This is a genomic window from Asticcacaulis sp. P2_B1 (assembly GCF_056404915.1).
Genome location: NZ_JBFUDD010000004.1, coordinates 73,657 through 88,673, shown reverse-complemented (window position 1 = coordinate 88,673; position 15,017 = coordinate 73,657). Strand labels below are relative to the sequence as shown.

The following is a 15,017-nucleotide window of genomic DNA, read 5'->3' as shown; positions in this document are numbered from 1 at the left end:
GCCACGGGGGTATTATGGCGAAAAAATCGAATTCAGGCGGTGGGCTGCTGGCAGTCATCATGGTGACCTTGCTCGTCGTCCTGATCGGCGGCACGGGTTATGTGATCTTCAATTTCATCGAGAAACTCGGGAAGGCCGTCCCGCTACACCATGATACGCCGCCGATTGAGGGTGAGCCGACGGACGCGCCCGTGCCGGCCAAGCCGGATGTCTTTACGTCCGAGGACGGCGCTTTTGTTCGCGACCGCAGCCTGCAGATGACGGGCTTCTATAAATCGCAGACCGACGTCAATATCGGCGTGTTTCAGTTGGTCGCCGTTCGCCTGGGGCCTTCCACCGATTTCACCGCCACGGAAACCAACGGTCTCAGCGCCGACCACGAGGCGCCGTTCACCATCGTCTTCTCCCGCCCCGGAGCGGTTGCCGGCTCCGGTGACGCGCGCAAGCCCGAGTCGATCCAGCTTGTCTGCCGGCGCTATGTCGTGACCCGTGATGCCTTGAGCTGCGACGGCGATGATGCCCAATTCGGCAAGGTCACCTTCCGCGGCAAGATATCGCCGGACTTCGTCACCAAGATCGCGGTCACCGGCGACAGCACGGCCTTTTTCGACGAAGGCGCTGTCACCGGCGATCTGACGGTCGGCAAGACGGTCGCGAAGGACCTGTCCCTGGCCTATTGGAAAGATGAATAGGCCGAAAAATATTATGAAAAAACAAAAGGCTCGGCGCGTCTCGCTGGTCGTATTGTCCCTGTGTCTGGGCAATGCGGCCTTTTGGGGAATTCCAGCGAAGGCGCAGCCGTTGGACAACAGTCAAGTCGTCATATCCGGCGAATTTGTCAGGGACCGCTCCTTCAACCTGACCGGCTATTATTATCCGACAACGGAAATTCAGGTCGGCAATTTTCATCTCGACCATATCGATATGGGCGACGACAGCGACTTCCGAAAACTGGAAACTGAAGGTCAGACTCTTTCGACCTGGACACCCTTCGAATTTTCATTTTCGGACATGAGCAGCCCCGAGCTTCAGGGTGAAATGGGGCCCAACCGCGAACGGTCGCCCCGGGTTTTCTGTAAAAGCTACTCGCTGACGGCCGACAAGATCAGCTTTACCGGGTATGACAAGGATGTCGGTGAAGTTCGCTTCGAAGGTAAGATCGACCCGGCCTTTATAACGCGACAATCCAGCGATGTTACATGGACGAGCGAGAGCGAAGACGCGGTTATTACCGGCGACCTGACGATCGCCGGCAAGACGTTCAAAAATGTCGGCTTTGCCTATTGGGCCGGCGACTGACTCAGCTATCCGTCGAGCGCATCAGGTTGAAGCCCGTATCGCCGTCCATCCAGGTGTCCTTGTCGCGGATGATGGCCTGGGCCGGCATGACCTGGGTTTGCACGCCCATCCCCGAGACCTTTTGCACAGCGGTACCGATGGCCATGAACTCGATCAGGCCCTGGCCGATCTCGATGATATAGGTCTTCACGCCGACCACTTCCTCGGCGCCGATGGAATCGGCCTCGCGCTTCAAGCGATCGAGGCAATGTTCGCGCGCGTCGTGAACCAGTGAGGTCAGTTCGCTGATCTCGCCCTTGGCGAAGGCTTTCAGTGCCGAGAAGATGCCGCCGACGACACCCAGCGAATAGATCGAGGTCGACATGAGCAGTTTCACCGGCGCGTAGCCGAGGGACGCCATGGCCCACATTTCCTCGCCGGTCAGGTCCGACGACACGACCGTGCCGTTGCTGGGCAGGCCGGGGTGATGCGCGGCCGTGCCGGTCATGACCATTTCGTGCGTCCCCATCCACGGTAGGACCGTGGTGCGGATGCCGAGCACGGCATTGGCGCCGTCTTCGCGCGCGGCATTGGTGATACGTTCCAGAGCCTTATGACGGGTCTTGTTGAAGATGTCGGAATAGTCGGAGATCTCCCCGCGTGCCAGTTGCTTGAGCGCGCCCATGATACCGCCGCCAACGCCCATGGAATAGGCGATATTGCCGAAGACGTGCTGTATCGGACGATAACCGGCATCCATATGGCACCACAGTTCCTGGGCATCGCCCGCCGTGGTGAAGAACTGGCCGCCGCCGGCCTTGGAAAAGACGCAGGAGCCGACGAAGAGGAATTCGGTGTTGCCGGACAGGCCGCGCAGGTCGCCCGCCACACCGGCGACGCCCGAGGCGCCGTGGCCTTGCGCTTCCTTGGCCATGCGGGCAAAGGCGTGCATGCGGCCGTCCTGGATCGCCTGGGTCACCTGAGGGATTTCGCCGCCCAGGATATTGTTCAGGCCGGCGCCCAGCGAGCCCAGAAAGCCCATGGAATTGACACTGTTGCCGACAACCAGTTCGCCGGCGGTATAGCCCTTCAAGGCCATGCAGTAGATTTCGTTACCCGATAAACCCGTCACTCTGGCCATGTGCTTTTGCTCCCTTTTGCGGTAAAATTCGCGCGGCCAAGGTGTCGCGCGTTTGGAGAATTTGTCAATGGCCGGCCGGCGTCTGAGATCACGCAAAAAAGCGGCTTATGGCTCCCTTATAAATTGCGTTGTTTTGCGGCACCGCAATATTATTTTGTGACTGTTAGGGTGGAGGTTAAACCTTACGGACCGGGGCTGGCCGCTGATTTTTCCTTTAAATGGACACGGCCCTTAAAGGATTTGGCATGCGCACCTTCCACAACCACCGCGACGACCATCGCGGCGACCGCAAAAGCGTCAGCGACGAAACCAAGATGGGCATCGTCCTGCTGGTCGTGGCGCTGATCGCCTTCGCCGGATATACCGGAATTTTGCTGATCAGCTTCCTGTTGGACATGCTCCACCGCTAAAAGTGCCTTCAAGACAGCTGATTTTGGGGACTTCCGCGCAAAAACAAAGCGAAATGACCTTTCACAGTCATTTCGCTTAAGGACGTCTAATTTTGCCGTCAGGTCTACTGGCGGGCGACCTGGGTCTCGATGTCCCCGGTCAGGCGGCGTTCGTTGCCGTCGCGGGCGATGTCGCCCAGGCTGATAATGCCAGCCAGCCGCTTGGCGGCGGTCAGCACGGCCAGGCGCCGGACCTGCTTGTCCTTCATGATATCAGCCGCATCCTGGATATCGTCGTCCTCGAGGCAATAGAGGATGTCTTCGGTCATGACCTGGCGCACGGACGACCCGGCCTCCAGGCCCAGGGCGACGCCGCGGATCACGATGTCACGATCGGTAACGGCGCCGATCAGCCGTTCGTCCTCCATGACCGGAACATAGCCATAATCGCCGTCGCGCATCATTTCCGCCACTTCCTGCAGCGACATGTTGGGGGCGGCCGTGCGGAAATCGCTGCTCATTAGGTCTTTGACTTGCATGATGTTTCTCTTCAGGTTTTTTGGTTGTTGGGGGGACGACGGGTTGGCTGTTCCGGCCCGCCAGCTGTCGCGTTCGCGGTCATTATTGGGCGCGTCGATACGCGGTCCGTTCTGCCATCCGTTTTGTCGGTCGTTAAGATCGACGTGCGAATCGAAGGCGTCCTGATGATGGTCCGGCTCTACAGATTTGGATCGCGACATGACATATCCCAGCCGGCGACACCGACTGGCGTCGCCGGCTGGGAGCTTAGGCGCACGTGCGTAAGTTTATCATGCCCATGGCCAGGGGCGGCTGTAAAAGATCGCTAAGCCGACCCGGCTGCCAAGGTCAAAGATAGGCGATATGCGACTCGAAGGTGGCATTATCGGTGGCGTTCAGCACCATGACATAGTTGCCATTGCCAAAGTCGAGTTTCACATCGGCGCCGACCTGGGTGATGATCAGGTTGTCGCCGGGATCCAAGGCGTCGTGGACGCGGATGACATCGCCATCGCTCAAACTAAAATCGCTGATGACGTCGTGACCCGAGTTCTGGCTGAAGTTGAAGGTGTCCGTGCCGGTACCGCCGACATAGGTGTCATTACCCCAATAGGCGTCAATCCAGTCATTGCCGCTCAGCCCGCTCAGAATATTGGCGCCGACATTGCCGGTGATGAAATTGTCCAGGCTGTTGCCGGTGCCGTTATAGTTGCCGCCACCGCTGAAATCGAGGTCTTCGAGATTGGCGCCCAGGGTCCACGAAATGGCGGCATAGACTGTGTCATGGCCGGCATTGCTGTATTCGGTGACGACATCGCTGGTATTGTCGACGACATAGCCGTCATCGCCGTTGCCCCCCTTCAGATTGTCGATACCGGTACCGCCGTCCAGGGTATCATTGCCGTCGCCTCCGGTCAGGGTATCGGAGCCGCTGCTGCCGAAGAGCTGATTATTGCCGGCATTGCCGACCAGGATGTTGTCGAGCCCGTTACCGCTGCCGTTGACGGCAGCGGTCCCCGTCAGGGTCAGGTTTTCGACATAGTTGCCCAGGGTGAAGCTGATCGAGCTGTTGACCAGGTCGACGCCGCCGGTTGAGAACTCCGTGATAGTGTCGCCGGCATTGTCGACAGAATAGATGTCATTGCCGTCGCCGCCCTTCATGATATCGGCGCCGGTCCCGCCATTCAGCGTGTCGTTGCCGAGGCCGCCGATCAGGGTATCGTTGCCGTCACCGCCCTTCAAGCCATTGTTGCCGTCATTGCCGAAGATGGTGTTGTCACCGGCATTGCCGTTGCCGCTAAGATTGGCTGAGCCGGTCAGGGTTAGCTTTTCGACATTGTCGGTCATGGCATAGCTGACCGAGGCGTAGACCTGGTCGATACTGGTGTCGCTGGCATATTCGGTGACGACGTCGTGGGCGTTGTCGACATAATAGCTGTCGGCGCCGTTGCCGCCCTTCATCGTATCCGCGCCGAGGCCGCCGTCCAGTATATCGGCGCCGTCGCCGCCGCTCAGCATATTGGCGAGGTCGTTGCCGGTGATCGTGTTAGCCAGGGCATTGCCGATCCCGGTCACCGCGGCTCCGGCCAGGTAAAGGTTCTCGACATTGGCCGTCAGTGTGTAGTTGACTGAACTGTAGACCGTGTCCGTGCCTTGGAGGCTGTATTCAGTGACTATGTCCTCGCCATTATTGACATAATAGCTGTCATTACCCGCGCCACCCTTCAGCGTATCGGCGCCGGCGCCACCGTCGAGGACGTCATTGCCCTCGCCGCCGCTGATGACATCGAGGCCGAGGCCACCCGACAAGTTATTGGCTTCTGTATTGCCGGTGATGGTATTGTTGAGGTCGTTGCCCTGGCCGATCAGGGCGCCGCCCGTCAGGATCAGGTTTTCGACATTGTCGACGATGACATAGTTGAGGCTGCTGGAGACGGTGTCGGCGCCCTGGCCGGCCAGTTCAGTGACGATGTCACCGGAATTGTCGACCGTATAGGTATCGTTGCCAAGCCCGCCGATCATGGTGTCGGCGCCGGCCTTGCCGTCTAGCCTGTTCCAGCCGGCATTGCCGGTCAGCACGTTGTCGAGATCGTTGCCCGTGGCGTTCAGGCTGGCCGTGCCGCCCAGCAGGGTGATGTTTTCGATATTGGCCCCAGCCGTCCAGCTCACTGTAGCGAAGACCGTGTCCTTGCCTGAGGCAGCGGCTTCGACCGTGGTGTCGCCGGCATTGTCGACATAGTAGCTGTCGTCGCCCGTGCCCCCCGTCAGGGAATCGGCGCCGGCGCCACCGTCGAGGATGTTGGCCGAGCCGTTACCGGTCAGTTGGTCGCCGAAGGCCGATCCGGTCAGGTTGTCGAAATTGGCCAGCAGATCGTGGCCGGCGCCCTGCGTATCCTGACGGCTGGCGTTGGCCAGGCTGACATGAACACCGGCCGTGGCCAGGCTATAGACCGCGGTGTCGTTGCCGGAAATGCCGTCTAGGTCGTCGTCGCCGCCATTGCCTTCGATCCAGTCGTCACCCGTCGTGCCGTTCAAGGTGTCATTGCCGGACCCGCCGGTCACCGTTACGCTCTCGACGTCGTAGGCATAGGCGTTGAAGGTGTCGATGTAGAAATAGTCGCTGGCGGCATAGGCATGGATGTCAGTAATGACGGCGCTGTAGTCGGCTATCAGATGGTCGTTGCCGGAATTGGCGCGCCAGACGAACACGCCCTGCACCGAGGTGATGGTCAAGGTGTCGTTGCCGCTGCCGGTATCCAGTTCGCCGATATGCTCGACATTCTTGATGGTGCTGCCATCGGCGGTGGTGATGCCGGCCGCCTGGGTTGCCGCCACCGCGTCGAAAGCGATATCGCTATGCGACAGGTGCATGTCCAGCGATACGGTGTCGTCATCGGCGCCGCCGTCGATTTGGTTGACGCCGCCGAGGCCATCCAGCACGTCATCGCCGGCCCCACCGCTCAGACTATCATCGCCATCCGTGCCCGAGATGGTATCGCCGCCGGAGCCGCCGGTGACGTTGACGCTTTCGATGTCGTAGGCAAAGGTGTTGTCGACGTTTATGTAATAGTAGTCGGTGTTATGATAGGCCGTCAGGCCGCTGCCATAGCCGGTATAGTCGATTACCAGCCGGTCATTGCCGTCGCCGGCATGCCAGACGAAGCCGGTGGCGTCACCTTTCAAGGTCAGGGTATCGTCGCCGCTGCCCGTAGCCAGGGTGGCCAGGTGCTCGACATTCTTGATAAGGCTGCCATCGCCCAGGGTGGTGCCGGTCGCCGTGGCCGCAGCGATGCCATTATAGTTGATGGCGATGGACAGGTCGGCATAGTCGAGTGCAACCTTGTCGCTGCCGCTACCCCCATCGATCAGGCTGACGCCCTTCAGGCCGTCCAAAACGTCATCTCCGGTGCCGCCGTTCAGTGTATCCTTGCTGGCAGTGCCGCTCAGCGTATCGTTGCCGGACCCGCCGGTCAGGGTGACTTTTTCGACGGCATAGGCGTATGAATTATAGGTATTGATATAATAGTAGCCGGCGTTGGTATAGGCGGTGATATCGCTGGTGACGGCCGAATAGTCGGCGACCAGCGTATCCGTGCCGCTGCCGGCGTGCCAGGTGAAGGCGCCTTGCGCCGCCGCAATGGTCAGGGTGTCGTTGCCAGATCCCGTTGTCAGGTCGCCCAGATGTTCGACGCGTTTGACGACCGTACCGTCGGCCAGGGTCAGGCCGGTCGCGGTCGCCGCCGACTTGGCATTATAGCCGACATTGGCCGAACCGGTGAACACGAAGCTGGCCGTGTCGTCGCCGGCGCCGCCGTCGATGATGTCGCCGCCCGCCAGGCCATCGAAGCTGTCGTCGCCCGCGCCGCCGGTGATGGTCAGCAATTCAACGCCATGAACGACGCTGCCGCCGCCGATTATGTAGTCGGAGCCGTTCTTCGCCACGGTAAAGCCCGCCGTGTCGGCGGCATAGTTGAGAACGAGGCGGTCCGTGCCGGAAAAGGCGGACCAGGTGAACGGCCCCTGGGCCTGGGAGATGGTCAGGATATCATCGCCCGCCCCGGTCTTCAGCGCGGTGAGATGTTCGACATTCTTGATCAGCATGCCGGCGATTGGCGCGGTGCCCGCGCTGGTCGCGGCGGCGACCGCGTCATAGACGACCGCGCCGGTTTGGCTCGACAGGTCGACCAGGGTGATGGTGTCGTCGCCGGTCTTGCCGTCGACCGTATCGCCGGCCCGTACGGTGGTGCCGAAAACGTCATCGCCTGTCGTGCCGTTATAGGTGGTCATGGGTGTCTCCGAAATCGCTGGGAATATGTCGTCTATTGAAAAGTGGGGGACGCAACAAAACCGCGGCGGCACGCCTCGCGGTGACTGAAGACCGTAGCCGGCGCACTTTTCACAGGCGTCAATGGGGCCTTTCGCTGATTTTGATCTCGCGGCCATCGCCTGTCTATTGCCTATATAGGCAGGCCTGAGGCATGGAGCGGCAAAAGATGAAAAATACAAAAATGAAATAAATCAGCAGCTTGTAATTTAATTGTAAAAACGGAAATATTTTTCAGAAAAATTGACGGTGGCGCGTTCGGGGCGTAACCTGTCGACCTCATCGAGGAAAACATCATGTCCTATGTCTCCGTTGCCGGCCTGTCCGTCGCCGAACCGCTGTACGATTTCATCAACCGCGAAGCCGCCCCGGGCTCGGGGCTGGCGGCCGATGTCTTTTGGTCGGGACTTGGCGGCTTGGTGGCGCGATTCGCGGCCCGCAATGCCGGCCTGCTGGCCCGGCGCGATGACATCCGGGCGCGGATCGATGCCTGGCACGGCGCGCATGCCCTCGACGCCGACGCCTATCGCGCCTTCTTGCATGAGATTGGCTATGTCGCCGCCGAGCCCGCGCCGTTCACGGTAACCACGGCCGGTGTCGACGATGAAATCGCCAAACTGGCCGGACCGCAACTGGTCGTGCCGGTGTCGAACGCCCGCTACGCCCTGAACGCCGCCAATGCGCGTTGGGGCAGCCTGTACGACGCGCTCTACGGCACCGACGCCCTGATGCCCCTGCCGGCAAAGCCAGGCTACGATGCCGAACGCGGCGCCGCCGTCACCGCCCGGGCCAAGGCCTGGCTGGACGATTTCGTGCCGTTGGCGGGCATCAGCCATGCCGATGTCACCGGCTATAGCGTCATCGCCGGCGCCCTGACCGCCGACGGCCATCCCTTGCAAACGCCCGGACAGTTCGCCGGCTTTACCGGTGCGGCCGACGCGCCGGCCTCCATCCTGTTGCGCCACAATGGCCTGCACATCGATATCAGCATCGATCGCTTGAGCACGGTCGGCCGCACCGATCCGGCCGGCGTCGCCGATGTCGTGCTGGAAGCCGCCTTGTCGGCCATCATGGATATGGAAGACAGCGTCGCCGCCGTCGACGCCGACGACAAGGTCGGGCTCTATCGCAACTGGCTGGGCCTGATGCGCGGCGACCTCAGCGATACTTTCGCCAAAGGCGGCAAGACCCTGGTCCGCCGCCTCAATCCGGACCGTGTCTACACGGCGACGGACGGCGGAACCGTCACCTTGCATGGCCGCAGCCTGATGCTGACACGCAATGTCGGCCTGCATATGTATAGCGACATGGTCAAGGACGGCGAGGGGCGGGACGTGCCTGAAGGCCTGGTCGACCTCATGGTCACCGCCTTGATCGCCCGCCATGACGCCGGGGCCAACAGCCGCGCCGGTTCGGCCTATATCGTCAAGCCGAAGATGCACGGCCCCGACGAGGTCGCCTTCGCCGTTGAAACCTTCGCCTTCGCGGAAACTGCCCTGGGCCTGCCCGACAAGACCTTGAAGATCGGTATCATGGACGAGGAACGCCGCACCAGCGCCAATCTGATGGCCTGTATCCATGCCGCGCGTGACCGCGTCTTCTTTATCAATACCGGCTTCCTCGATCGCACCGGCGACGAAATCCATACCAGCCTCACGGCAGGCCCGGTCCTGCGCAAGGGCGATATGAAAAACGCCGCCTGGATCAAGGCCTATGAAGACGCCAATGTCGATATCGGTTTTGCGTGCGGTCTGCCGGGCCACGCCCAGATCGGCAAGGGCATGTGGGCGGCGCCGGATCGTATGAATGACATGCTGGCGCAAAAGATCGCCCACCCCAAGGCCGGCGCGACGACCGCCTGGGTGCCGTCACCGACCGCGGCGACCTTGCACGCCATCCATTATCATCAGCTGGATGTCGCCGCGCGTCAGGCCGAACTGGCGTCACGTCAACGCGCCAGTCTGGACGATTTGCTGACCCCGCCCTTATTGACGGAGACGCTTTCGCCCGCGGAGATCGCCAAGGAACTGGACAACAATCTCCAAGGCATATTGGGTTATGTCGTACGCTGGATCGACCAGGGCGTCGGTTGTTCCAAGGTGCCGGACATCCACAATATCGGCCTGATGGAAGACCGCGCCACCTTGCGCATCTCGAGCCAGCACGTCGCCAACTGGCTGCGCCATGGTCTGATCGACAAGGCCCAGGTGCTCGATCGCCTGAAACATATGGCGGCCGTCGTCGACGGCCAGAACGCCGGTGATCCTCTGTATCGCCCGATGGCGCCGAACTTCGACGGTCAAGCCTTCCAGGCGGCCTGCGACCTGGTCTTCCTGGGCGGCACCCAGCCCAACGGCTATACCGAGTTCATCCTGCATGACCGGCGCCGACGGGCGAAATCACGTGAGCAGGTGACCGCCGATCAGGCGTGAGACCTCATCGGCCGTGGCCCGCACCCGTTGCCCCAGGGCGTCCAGCCGATCCGGCGCCAGGCGCGATGACGGGCCCGACAGGGAGATACCGGCGCGCGCCTCGCCGAACTCGTTGAACACCGCGGCCGCGACGCAGCGCATGCCGGGCGTCGCTTCCTCGTCGTCGATCGACCAGCCGCGCTGACGGATAGTGGCCAATTCATCGCGCATGGCGTCGGGCTCGGTAATCGTGGCCGCCGTCAGGCGCGGCATCGGCCGGCGCAAAAAGTCGTCTAGGGCCGCCGGCGCCATCTGCGCCAGCAACGCCTTGCCGATACCCGAGGCGTGCAGGGCGCGGCGCTCGCCGATGCGGAAGAAGGCGCGAATCGGCGCGTCGCACTCGACCTGCGAGACGAAGACGACCTCGTGCTTGTCCAACATGGCCAGATTGACCGTTTCTCCCGTCGCCTGCATCAGGTCCAGCATGGCCGGACGCCCGGCCATCAGCAGCTTGTTGCGACGCTGGAAGGCCATGCCGATGCGCAAGGCCTCGATACCGATGGCCCAGGTCTGACGGACCTCGTCGACAGCGACCAGGTCGTGACCGGCCAGAGTGGCGAGGAGACGATGGGCCGTCGACGGCGCCAGGCCGGTCGCCTGCGAAATATCGGTTAGTGTCATGCCGTCCTGGGCCGAGATGGCTTTCAACAGCCCCAGCGCCTTTTCCAGCGACTGATTGACCTTGACGTCGTTCTTGTCCTCACGCGGCCGGCCGCGCGGCCGGCGTTCGGTGGTCATGATGAAGCCTCCGCGGAAAATGCACGGAGGCTTAACATAAAATGGAAATGATTTTCAAAAATTAATAGCTGCTCGGTGGATCGCTGGCTGGGAAGCTATCGTCGATCATGGAATCGATCTGGTTCTCGTCCATATTATCGCGCATGCGCCGGTCGTTGCGCATGCAGGTCTTGTGCGGCGTGCGGCGGAAAAATCCGGTGAAAAAGCCGTTGATAAAGGTAACAACCGTCTTCATGTCTTGATCTCCTTGTCTTTCAGACTGCCTTGGGTTGCCGGCGAGATATCGCCCTGGCCGTAGGTGCCGGGCTCGGTCGGCGTTCGGCCCTTGGCGATTTCGGCCGTTTGGCGGTGAACGTCGCTATAGCGGCCCTGGCGTCCGGATTCAAAATCGGCGTCGGCCGGCGCCGGGTCGGCTGGCTGGTCAGGGGCGTCTTCGGCGGGATGCAGCAGAACCGGATCGATATCTTCGGCGCTTTGCGGCGCCCACATGCGGTCGGCGTCGTCGATCGCATGGTTGCGGTCGCGCGCCTTGATAAAGTGGGTCGGTGGGAATTTGTCTGTCATCGGAGCCTCCCTTTGTGCCGCCAGTCTAGGCGGAAAGCCATAAGGAGGGCGTGACGAAGTCGGGGCAGGGCGGTAAATCTCCCATAAGGGATGCGCCACAGCACGCGCCTGTGCAAAATCGCGTGTCGTTAACAGAAGAAAGCTTGATCCGTTACCACGACACTGTATTGTTAGAGGAACCGCGCAGTCCGAACCGCGCGACGTATTTTTTCAAGCCAAAACCCTTAAGGCGTGAGTTGGATTATGAGTATTCGTCTGTACGAAAGTGCGTGGGTCGATTTGGAAGGGCAGGAGCGTCCGGTTCAGGCGCACAAGGACCCGAAAAATGCCGCGGCCTTCAACATCGGCGACTATCAATACGACATCGACGGGCGCCCCATGCCGGCCTCTTCCGGCGCGCCGAAGATCGTCGCCATTTACAATCTGCAATCGGCCAAGGAAGCCGGCCTGAAGGCCGACTATAATCCGAATTCGGGCTTTAATCTTTAGGTCCTAAGCGGCCTTTTCGGCAGCGCTCTCCTCACGTTCTTCCTTCGTGCGTTTCGCGGCCTTTTCCGCGAGACGCATATATTTCTTGTGCAGCGCTTCCAGTTCCGCCTCGCTCATATCCTCCATATTGACATAGGCCGTCTCGGCGCCCTCGAGGGCCCGGATCAGTTCGTCGAGCTTGAGCTGGATGATCTTGCCGTCGCGATTCTGCGCGTTCTGGACCAGGAACACCATCAGGAAGGTGACGATGGTCGTACCGGTATTGATGACCAACTGCCAGACATCGGAATAATGGAAGATCGGACCCGTGAGGGCCCATACTGCGACGACTCCGATCGCCAGCAGGAAGGCCGGCGGGCTGCCGGCAGCCGCGGCAGTTTGCTGGGCGAAGCAGGTGAACCAGCCTTTTTTCGGGGTGGAATTGACCATGATATTGAAAGACCTCCTGAGTGGGTTTGTCGTCATGCATCATGCTGCCGCAGAGCGCGATAAGAAAGCAATGTGGCTCAAAAACCCTGTCTGGATAAGGGTTGCGGAGATTGGATAAGGCATTTTACGCGGCACTTATCTCACGGCTTGCCCACCCCATTTCTAACTTATGCCGCCATCATCATGCTCATTCCTGCCAATGTGGCGTTAACCGAAAGAATGAGTGACATGGATATTTATAACTACCTGAAAAAGGATCACCGCAAGGTCGCTGATTTGATGGAACAGGTCGTCAGCGGCGGCGACCCGTCGCTGCGTCAGTCGTTGTTCGAGCAGATCAAGGCGGAACTGACCTTGCATGCCGATACCGAAGAGCAGACCTTTTACAAGGCGATCGAGGATGCGACGCGCAGCAAGAACGTCGAGGAGCAGATGGAACATGCCCATCACGAACACGACGAAATTCGCGACTATCTCGAAAAATTGACGGCAACACCCGTCGAAGAGGAAGCGTGGATCGAAACCTTCGGCGAGTTCAAGCACTCGGTGACCCACCATGTCGAGGAAGAGGAACAGGACATCTTCGAAAAGGCCAAAAAGTACCTCAGCGCCGAAGACGCCACCCAATTGGCCAAGGATATGGATGCGCTGAAAAAACAAGCCAAGGCCCGGCAACCCGCCGAGGTTCCGGCCCAATGATTTTGCGGGAGCGGCGGCTCCCACGCCTTGAATTGAAAGCAAGTTAGTTATGTCTGCCCGTGAACGCGTTGTCCTTCTCCATGGCGCCGGTGAGTCGCCGCTCACCATGAAAGCCCTGGAGTTCGCCCTTAAAAAAGCCCGCTATGACGTCAGCAACATTGCCTATCCCGTGCCACCGGAGTCGCTGCAAGACATGACGGAAACCCTGGTGGCGCCTCTGCTTGATGCATGGCCCGACGCCGCCCGCCTGCATTTCGTCACCCATGGCCTGGGCGGCGCCATGCTGCACGCCGCCTTGCAAAAACGCCGGCCGGCTCATCTCGGCCGCGTGGTGATGATCGCCCCCGGCCTGGATCAGACCCATGCCACCGATCTCTACCGTCACAACTGGATGGTCAGAACGCTGCTGGGGCCAGCGGCGACTCGCGGCGACGGTTTCGCCGATACGCTGGCACAGAATAGTCCTTACGATCTCGGTGTCATGGCCGGCCGCAAGACGCGCAAACGCCTGCGCCATGCCGCAGACCAGATCGTGGTGCCGTCGGCGCCAGACCTGACGGCCAGCTATCCTTTGGCAATCTTCCAGATCATGCACTTCCTGAAGCACGGCGTCTTCTTCCGCCTCTTGCCTTTCGGCCGCCTCAAAGCCTTCCAGCCGGGTCGCCAGGCGGTGGCCTAAACCTATCTCGTGATCGTCCGCACCAAGGCATTGGTGACCGCCACCACCGCCAGGCCGGTAACGATAGCCAGAACGATATTCAGCAGATTGTCATTGTCCGACGCGCCGTCCGGGCCGTCCTTAGGCGCCCTGACGACCATGTCTTCGCGCGGCGTCCAATCCCAGACTCCGGGGGCTTCATCTTCCGATATCTCCGCATCCGGATCCCAGGGCGGCAATTGCGGCGGCAGCTTGCCGACCGACGGTGTGGCGAGGTTATCCATGGCGCGTCTCCTCTGCGAAAGCGCCAACATAACCGCAAGGCCGTAAGAAACGCCGCCGGACCTTCCGCCACGACATCAAGAAAACATAAGGCCCAATTGGTGCATAGCTTCCCTGGCAACGGCTTCCTTATAAGCGCGGCCCGCCATCCTTACCATAACCTTGCGCCGTAACGCCTAGACTATGCTTCTTTACGGAGGATGCACCATGGACCATGCCCTGAAACCCCTGGCTCTTGTGACCGGCGCTTCGTCGGGCATCGGTTACCAACTGGCCATCCAGTTCGCACAGCATGGCTACGACCTGTTGATCGTCTCCGATACCAACGCCATCCGCGAGGCCGCCGAAGACCTGCGCGTCTTCGGTACCGAAGTTGTCGCCATGCAGATCGACCTGGCGCGTCTCGACGGCGTCGACACGCTCAACGGCCATATCCGCGCTTCGGGCCGGCCTCTGGCCGCCGCCGCCATCAATGCCGGTGTGGGCGTCGGCGGTAAATTCATTGAAACCGACCTGAAAGACGAGCTCAACCTGATCAATCTCAATGTCGTCGGCACCTGGCACCTGGCCAAGCATGTGGCGCAATATATGGTGCAAGGCGGCCAAGGCGGTAAAATCCTGTTCACCTCGTCGATCGCTTCCTTGATGCCCGGACCCTATGAAGCCGTCTATTCGGCGTCGAAAGCCTTCGTCCAATCCCTGGCCCTGTCCCTGCACTATGAGCTCAAGGACAAGGGTATTTCGGTCACCGCCGTCCTGCCGGGACCGACCGACACCAACTTCTTCCATCGCGCCGGCATGGCTGACACCAGGGTCGCGACCGCCGACAAAGAAGATCCGGCCCATGTCGCCGAACTTGCCTTCAAGGCGCTGATGGACGGCAAGGACCAGGTCGTTGCTGGCGGCCAAAACTTCAGCGAATTGGCGACGAAGTTACAAGGCAGCCTGTCCGGCCTGATGCCCGACGGCATGAAGGCGGCACGGCATGCCGCGATGGCGGCGCCGGGTTCGGGCCAAAAACACCACTAAGTCTGCA

The 15,017-nt window shown here is 60.7% G+C and carries 16 protein-coding genes; 8 read left to right on the top strand and 8 right to left on the bottom strand.

Annotated features, from left to right (window positions below; translation table 11 throughout):
• Positions 1-14 precede the first annotated feature (14 nt).
• Both AC1DX3_RS12325 and AC1DX3_RS12320 read left to right on the top strand, forming a co-directional pair.
• On the top strand, positions 15-692 hold the full coding sequence (locus tag AC1DX3_RS12325) for a hypothetical protein (RefSeq protein WP_476989594.1): 678 nt from the start codon (positions 15-17) through the stop codon (positions 690-692).
• A gap of 13 nt (positions 693-705) precedes the next feature.
• Complete coding sequence (locus AC1DX3_RS12320) at positions 706-1,299, top strand: hypothetical protein (protein WP_476989593.1); 594 nt, start codon at positions 706-708, stop codon at positions 1,297-1,299.
• Position 1,300: 1 nt separating this feature from the next.
• Here AC1DX3_RS12320 and AC1DX3_RS12315 read toward each other — a convergent pair whose 3' ends face one another.
• Positions 1,301-2,419 carry a heavy metal-binding domain-containing protein gene (locus AC1DX3_RS12315; RefSeq protein WP_476989592.1) on the bottom strand — a complete coding sequence of 373 codons (1,119 nt, stop codon included), beginning with the start codon at positions 2,417-2,419 and terminating at the stop codon, positions 1,301-1,303.
• 245 nt (positions 2,420-2,664) lie between these two features.
• Here AC1DX3_RS12315 and AC1DX3_RS12310 point away from each other — a divergent pair, with 245 nt between their 5' ends.
• Positions 2,665-2,829, top strand: coding sequence for a hypothetical protein (locus AC1DX3_RS12310; protein ID WP_476989591.1), 165 nt, complete (start codon positions 2,665-2,667; stop codon positions 2,827-2,829).
• Positions 2,830-2,933: 104 nt separating this feature from the next.
• Here the strand turns inward: AC1DX3_RS12310 and AC1DX3_RS12305 are convergent, their stop codons facing one another.
• Positions 2,934-3,548: a CBS domain-containing protein gene (locus AC1DX3_RS12305; RefSeq protein WP_476989590.1), complete on the bottom strand. Its 615-nt coding sequence runs from the start codon at positions 3,546-3,548 to the stop codon at positions 2,934-2,936.
• 127 nt (positions 3,549-3,675) lie between these two features.
• On the bottom strand, positions 3,676-7,614 hold the full coding sequence (locus AC1DX3_RS12300) for a beta strand repeat-containing protein (protein ID WP_476989589.1): 3,939 nt from the start codon (positions 7,612-7,614) through the stop codon (positions 3,676-3,678).
• A 333-nt stretch (positions 7,615-7,947) separates the two neighbouring features.
• Here AC1DX3_RS12300 and AC1DX3_RS12295 point away from each other — a divergent pair, with 333 nt between their 5' ends.
• Positions 7,948-10,083 carry a malate synthase G gene (locus AC1DX3_RS12295; RefSeq protein ID WP_476989588.1) on the top strand — a complete coding sequence of 712 codons (2,136 nt, stop codon included), beginning with the start codon at positions 7,948-7,950 and terminating at the stop codon, positions 10,081-10,083.
• On the opposite strand, the gene AC1DX3_RS12290 is transcribed toward AC1DX3_RS12295, so the two are convergent.
• From AC1DX3_RS12290 to AC1DX3_RS12280, 3 genes are all read right to left on the bottom strand, one after another.
• Positions 10,051-10,860 carry an IclR family transcriptional regulator gene (locus AC1DX3_RS12290; RefSeq protein ID WP_476989587.1) on the bottom strand — a complete coding sequence of 270 codons (810 nt, stop codon included), beginning with the start codon at positions 10,858-10,860 and terminating at the stop codon, positions 10,051-10,053. The genes AC1DX3_RS12295 and AC1DX3_RS12290 overlap by 33 nt on opposite strands.
• A 61-nt stretch (positions 10,861-10,921) precedes the next feature.
• Complete coding sequence (locus AC1DX3_RS12285) at positions 10,922-11,095, bottom strand: hypothetical protein (protein WP_476989586.1); 174 nt, start codon at positions 11,093-11,095, stop codon at positions 10,922-10,924.
• Positions 11,092-11,424, bottom strand: coding sequence for a hypothetical protein (locus tag AC1DX3_RS12280; RefSeq protein ID WP_476989585.1), 333 nt, complete (start codon positions 11,422-11,424; stop codon positions 11,092-11,094). The genes AC1DX3_RS12285 and AC1DX3_RS12280 overlap by 4 nt, the downstream gene beginning before the upstream one ends.
• A gap of 243 nt (positions 11,425-11,667) precedes the next feature.
• On the opposite strand from AC1DX3_RS12280, the gene AC1DX3_RS12275 reads away from it, so the two are divergent.
• Positions 11,668-11,913, top strand: a complete 246-nt coding sequence (locus tag AC1DX3_RS12275; RefSeq protein WP_476989584.1) for a hypothetical protein — start codon at positions 11,668-11,670, stop codon at positions 11,911-11,913.
• Positions 11,914-11,916: 3 nt separating this feature from the next.
• On the opposite strand, the gene AC1DX3_RS12270 is transcribed toward AC1DX3_RS12275, so the two are convergent.
• On the bottom strand, positions 11,917-12,342 hold the full coding sequence (locus AC1DX3_RS12270) for a low affinity iron permease family protein (RefSeq protein ID WP_476989583.1): 426 nt from the start codon (positions 12,340-12,342) through the stop codon (positions 11,917-11,919).
• Between the two features lie 228 nt (positions 12,343-12,570).
• Here AC1DX3_RS12270 and AC1DX3_RS12265 point away from each other — a divergent pair, with 228 nt between their 5' ends.
• On the top strand, positions 12,571-13,041 hold the full coding sequence (locus tag AC1DX3_RS12265) for a hemerythrin domain-containing protein (RefSeq protein WP_476989582.1): 471 nt from the start codon (positions 12,571-12,573) through the stop codon (positions 13,039-13,041).
• Positions 13,042-13,090: 49 nt separating this feature from the next.
• Entirely contained in the window at positions 13,091-13,720 is a 630-nt protein-coding gene (locus AC1DX3_RS12260; protein ID WP_476989581.1) for an esterase/lipase family protein, read from the top strand.
• 2 nt (positions 13,721-13,722) lie between these two features.
• On the opposite strand, the gene AC1DX3_RS12255 is transcribed toward AC1DX3_RS12260, so the two are convergent.
• Positions 13,723-13,983 (bottom strand): hypothetical protein, encoded by a 261-nt coding sequence (locus AC1DX3_RS12255; RefSeq protein WP_476989580.1) that lies wholly within the window; start codon positions 13,981-13,983, stop codon positions 13,723-13,725.
• Positions 13,984-14,188: 205 nt separating this feature from the next.
• Between AC1DX3_RS12255 and AC1DX3_RS12250 the strand changes: the two genes are divergently transcribed.
• Entirely contained in the window at positions 14,189-15,010 is an 822-nt protein-coding gene (locus AC1DX3_RS12250) for an SDR family NAD(P)-dependent oxidoreductase (RefSeq protein WP_476989579.1), read from the top strand.
• Positions 15,011-15,017 lie beyond the last annotated feature (7 nt).

Coding starts and splice junctions, on each gene's coding strand:
- AC1DX3_RS12260 (WP_476989581.1), top strand. CDS start 13,091: ATGTCTGCCCGTGAACGCGTTGTCCTTCTCCATGGCGCCGGTGAGTCG.
- AC1DX3_RS12290 (WP_476989587.1), bottom strand. CDS start 10,860: ATGACCACCGAACGCCGGCCGCGCGGCCGGCCGCGTGAGGACAAGAAC.
- AC1DX3_RS12255 (WP_476989580.1), bottom strand. CDS start 13,983: ATGGATAACCTCGCCACACCGTCGGTCGGCAAGCTGCCGCCGCAATTG.
- AC1DX3_RS12295 (WP_476989588.1), top strand. CDS start 7,948: ATGTCCTATGTCTCCGTTGCCGGCCTGTCCGTCGCCGAACCGCTGTAC.
- AC1DX3_RS12285 (WP_476989586.1), bottom strand. CDS start 11,095: ATGAAGACGGTTGTTACCTTTATCAACGGCTTTTTCACCGGATTTTTC.
- AC1DX3_RS12310 (WP_476989591.1), top strand. CDS start 2,665: ATGCGCACCTTCCACAACCACCGCGACGACCATCGCGGCGACCGCAAA.
- AC1DX3_RS12275 (WP_476989584.1), top strand. CDS start 11,668: ATGAGTATTCGTCTGTACGAAAGTGCGTGGGTCGATTTGGAAGGGCAG.
- AC1DX3_RS12270 (WP_476989583.1), bottom strand. CDS start 12,342: ATGGTCAATTCCACCCCGAAAAAAGGCTGGTTCACCTGCTTCGCCCAG.
- AC1DX3_RS12280 (WP_476989585.1), bottom strand. CDS start 11,424: ATGACAGACAAATTCCCACCGACCCACTTTATCAAGGCGCGCGACCGC.
- AC1DX3_RS12315 (WP_476989592.1), bottom strand. CDS start 2,419: ATGGCCAGAGTGACGGGTTTATCGGGTAACGAAATCTACTGCATGGCC.
- AC1DX3_RS12265 (WP_476989582.1), top strand. CDS start 12,571: ATGGATATTTATAACTACCTGAAAAAGGATCACCGCAAGGTCGCTGAT.
- AC1DX3_RS12320 (WP_476989593.1), top strand. CDS start 706: ATGAAAAAACAAAAGGCTCGGCGCGTCTCGCTGGTCGTATTGTCCCTG.
- AC1DX3_RS12300 (WP_476989589.1), bottom strand. CDS start 7,614: ATGACCACCTATAACGGCACGACAGGCGATGACGTTTTCGGCACCACC.
- AC1DX3_RS12325 (WP_476989594.1), top strand. CDS start 15: ATGGCGAAAAAATCGAATTCAGGCGGTGGGCTGCTGGCAGTCATCATG.
- AC1DX3_RS12305 (WP_476989590.1), bottom strand. CDS start 3,548: ATGTCGCGATCCAAATCTGTAGAGCCGGACCATCATCAGGACGCCTTC.
- AC1DX3_RS12250 (WP_476989579.1), top strand. CDS start 14,189: ATGGACCATGCCCTGAAACCCCTGGCTCTTGTGACCGGCGCTTCGTCG.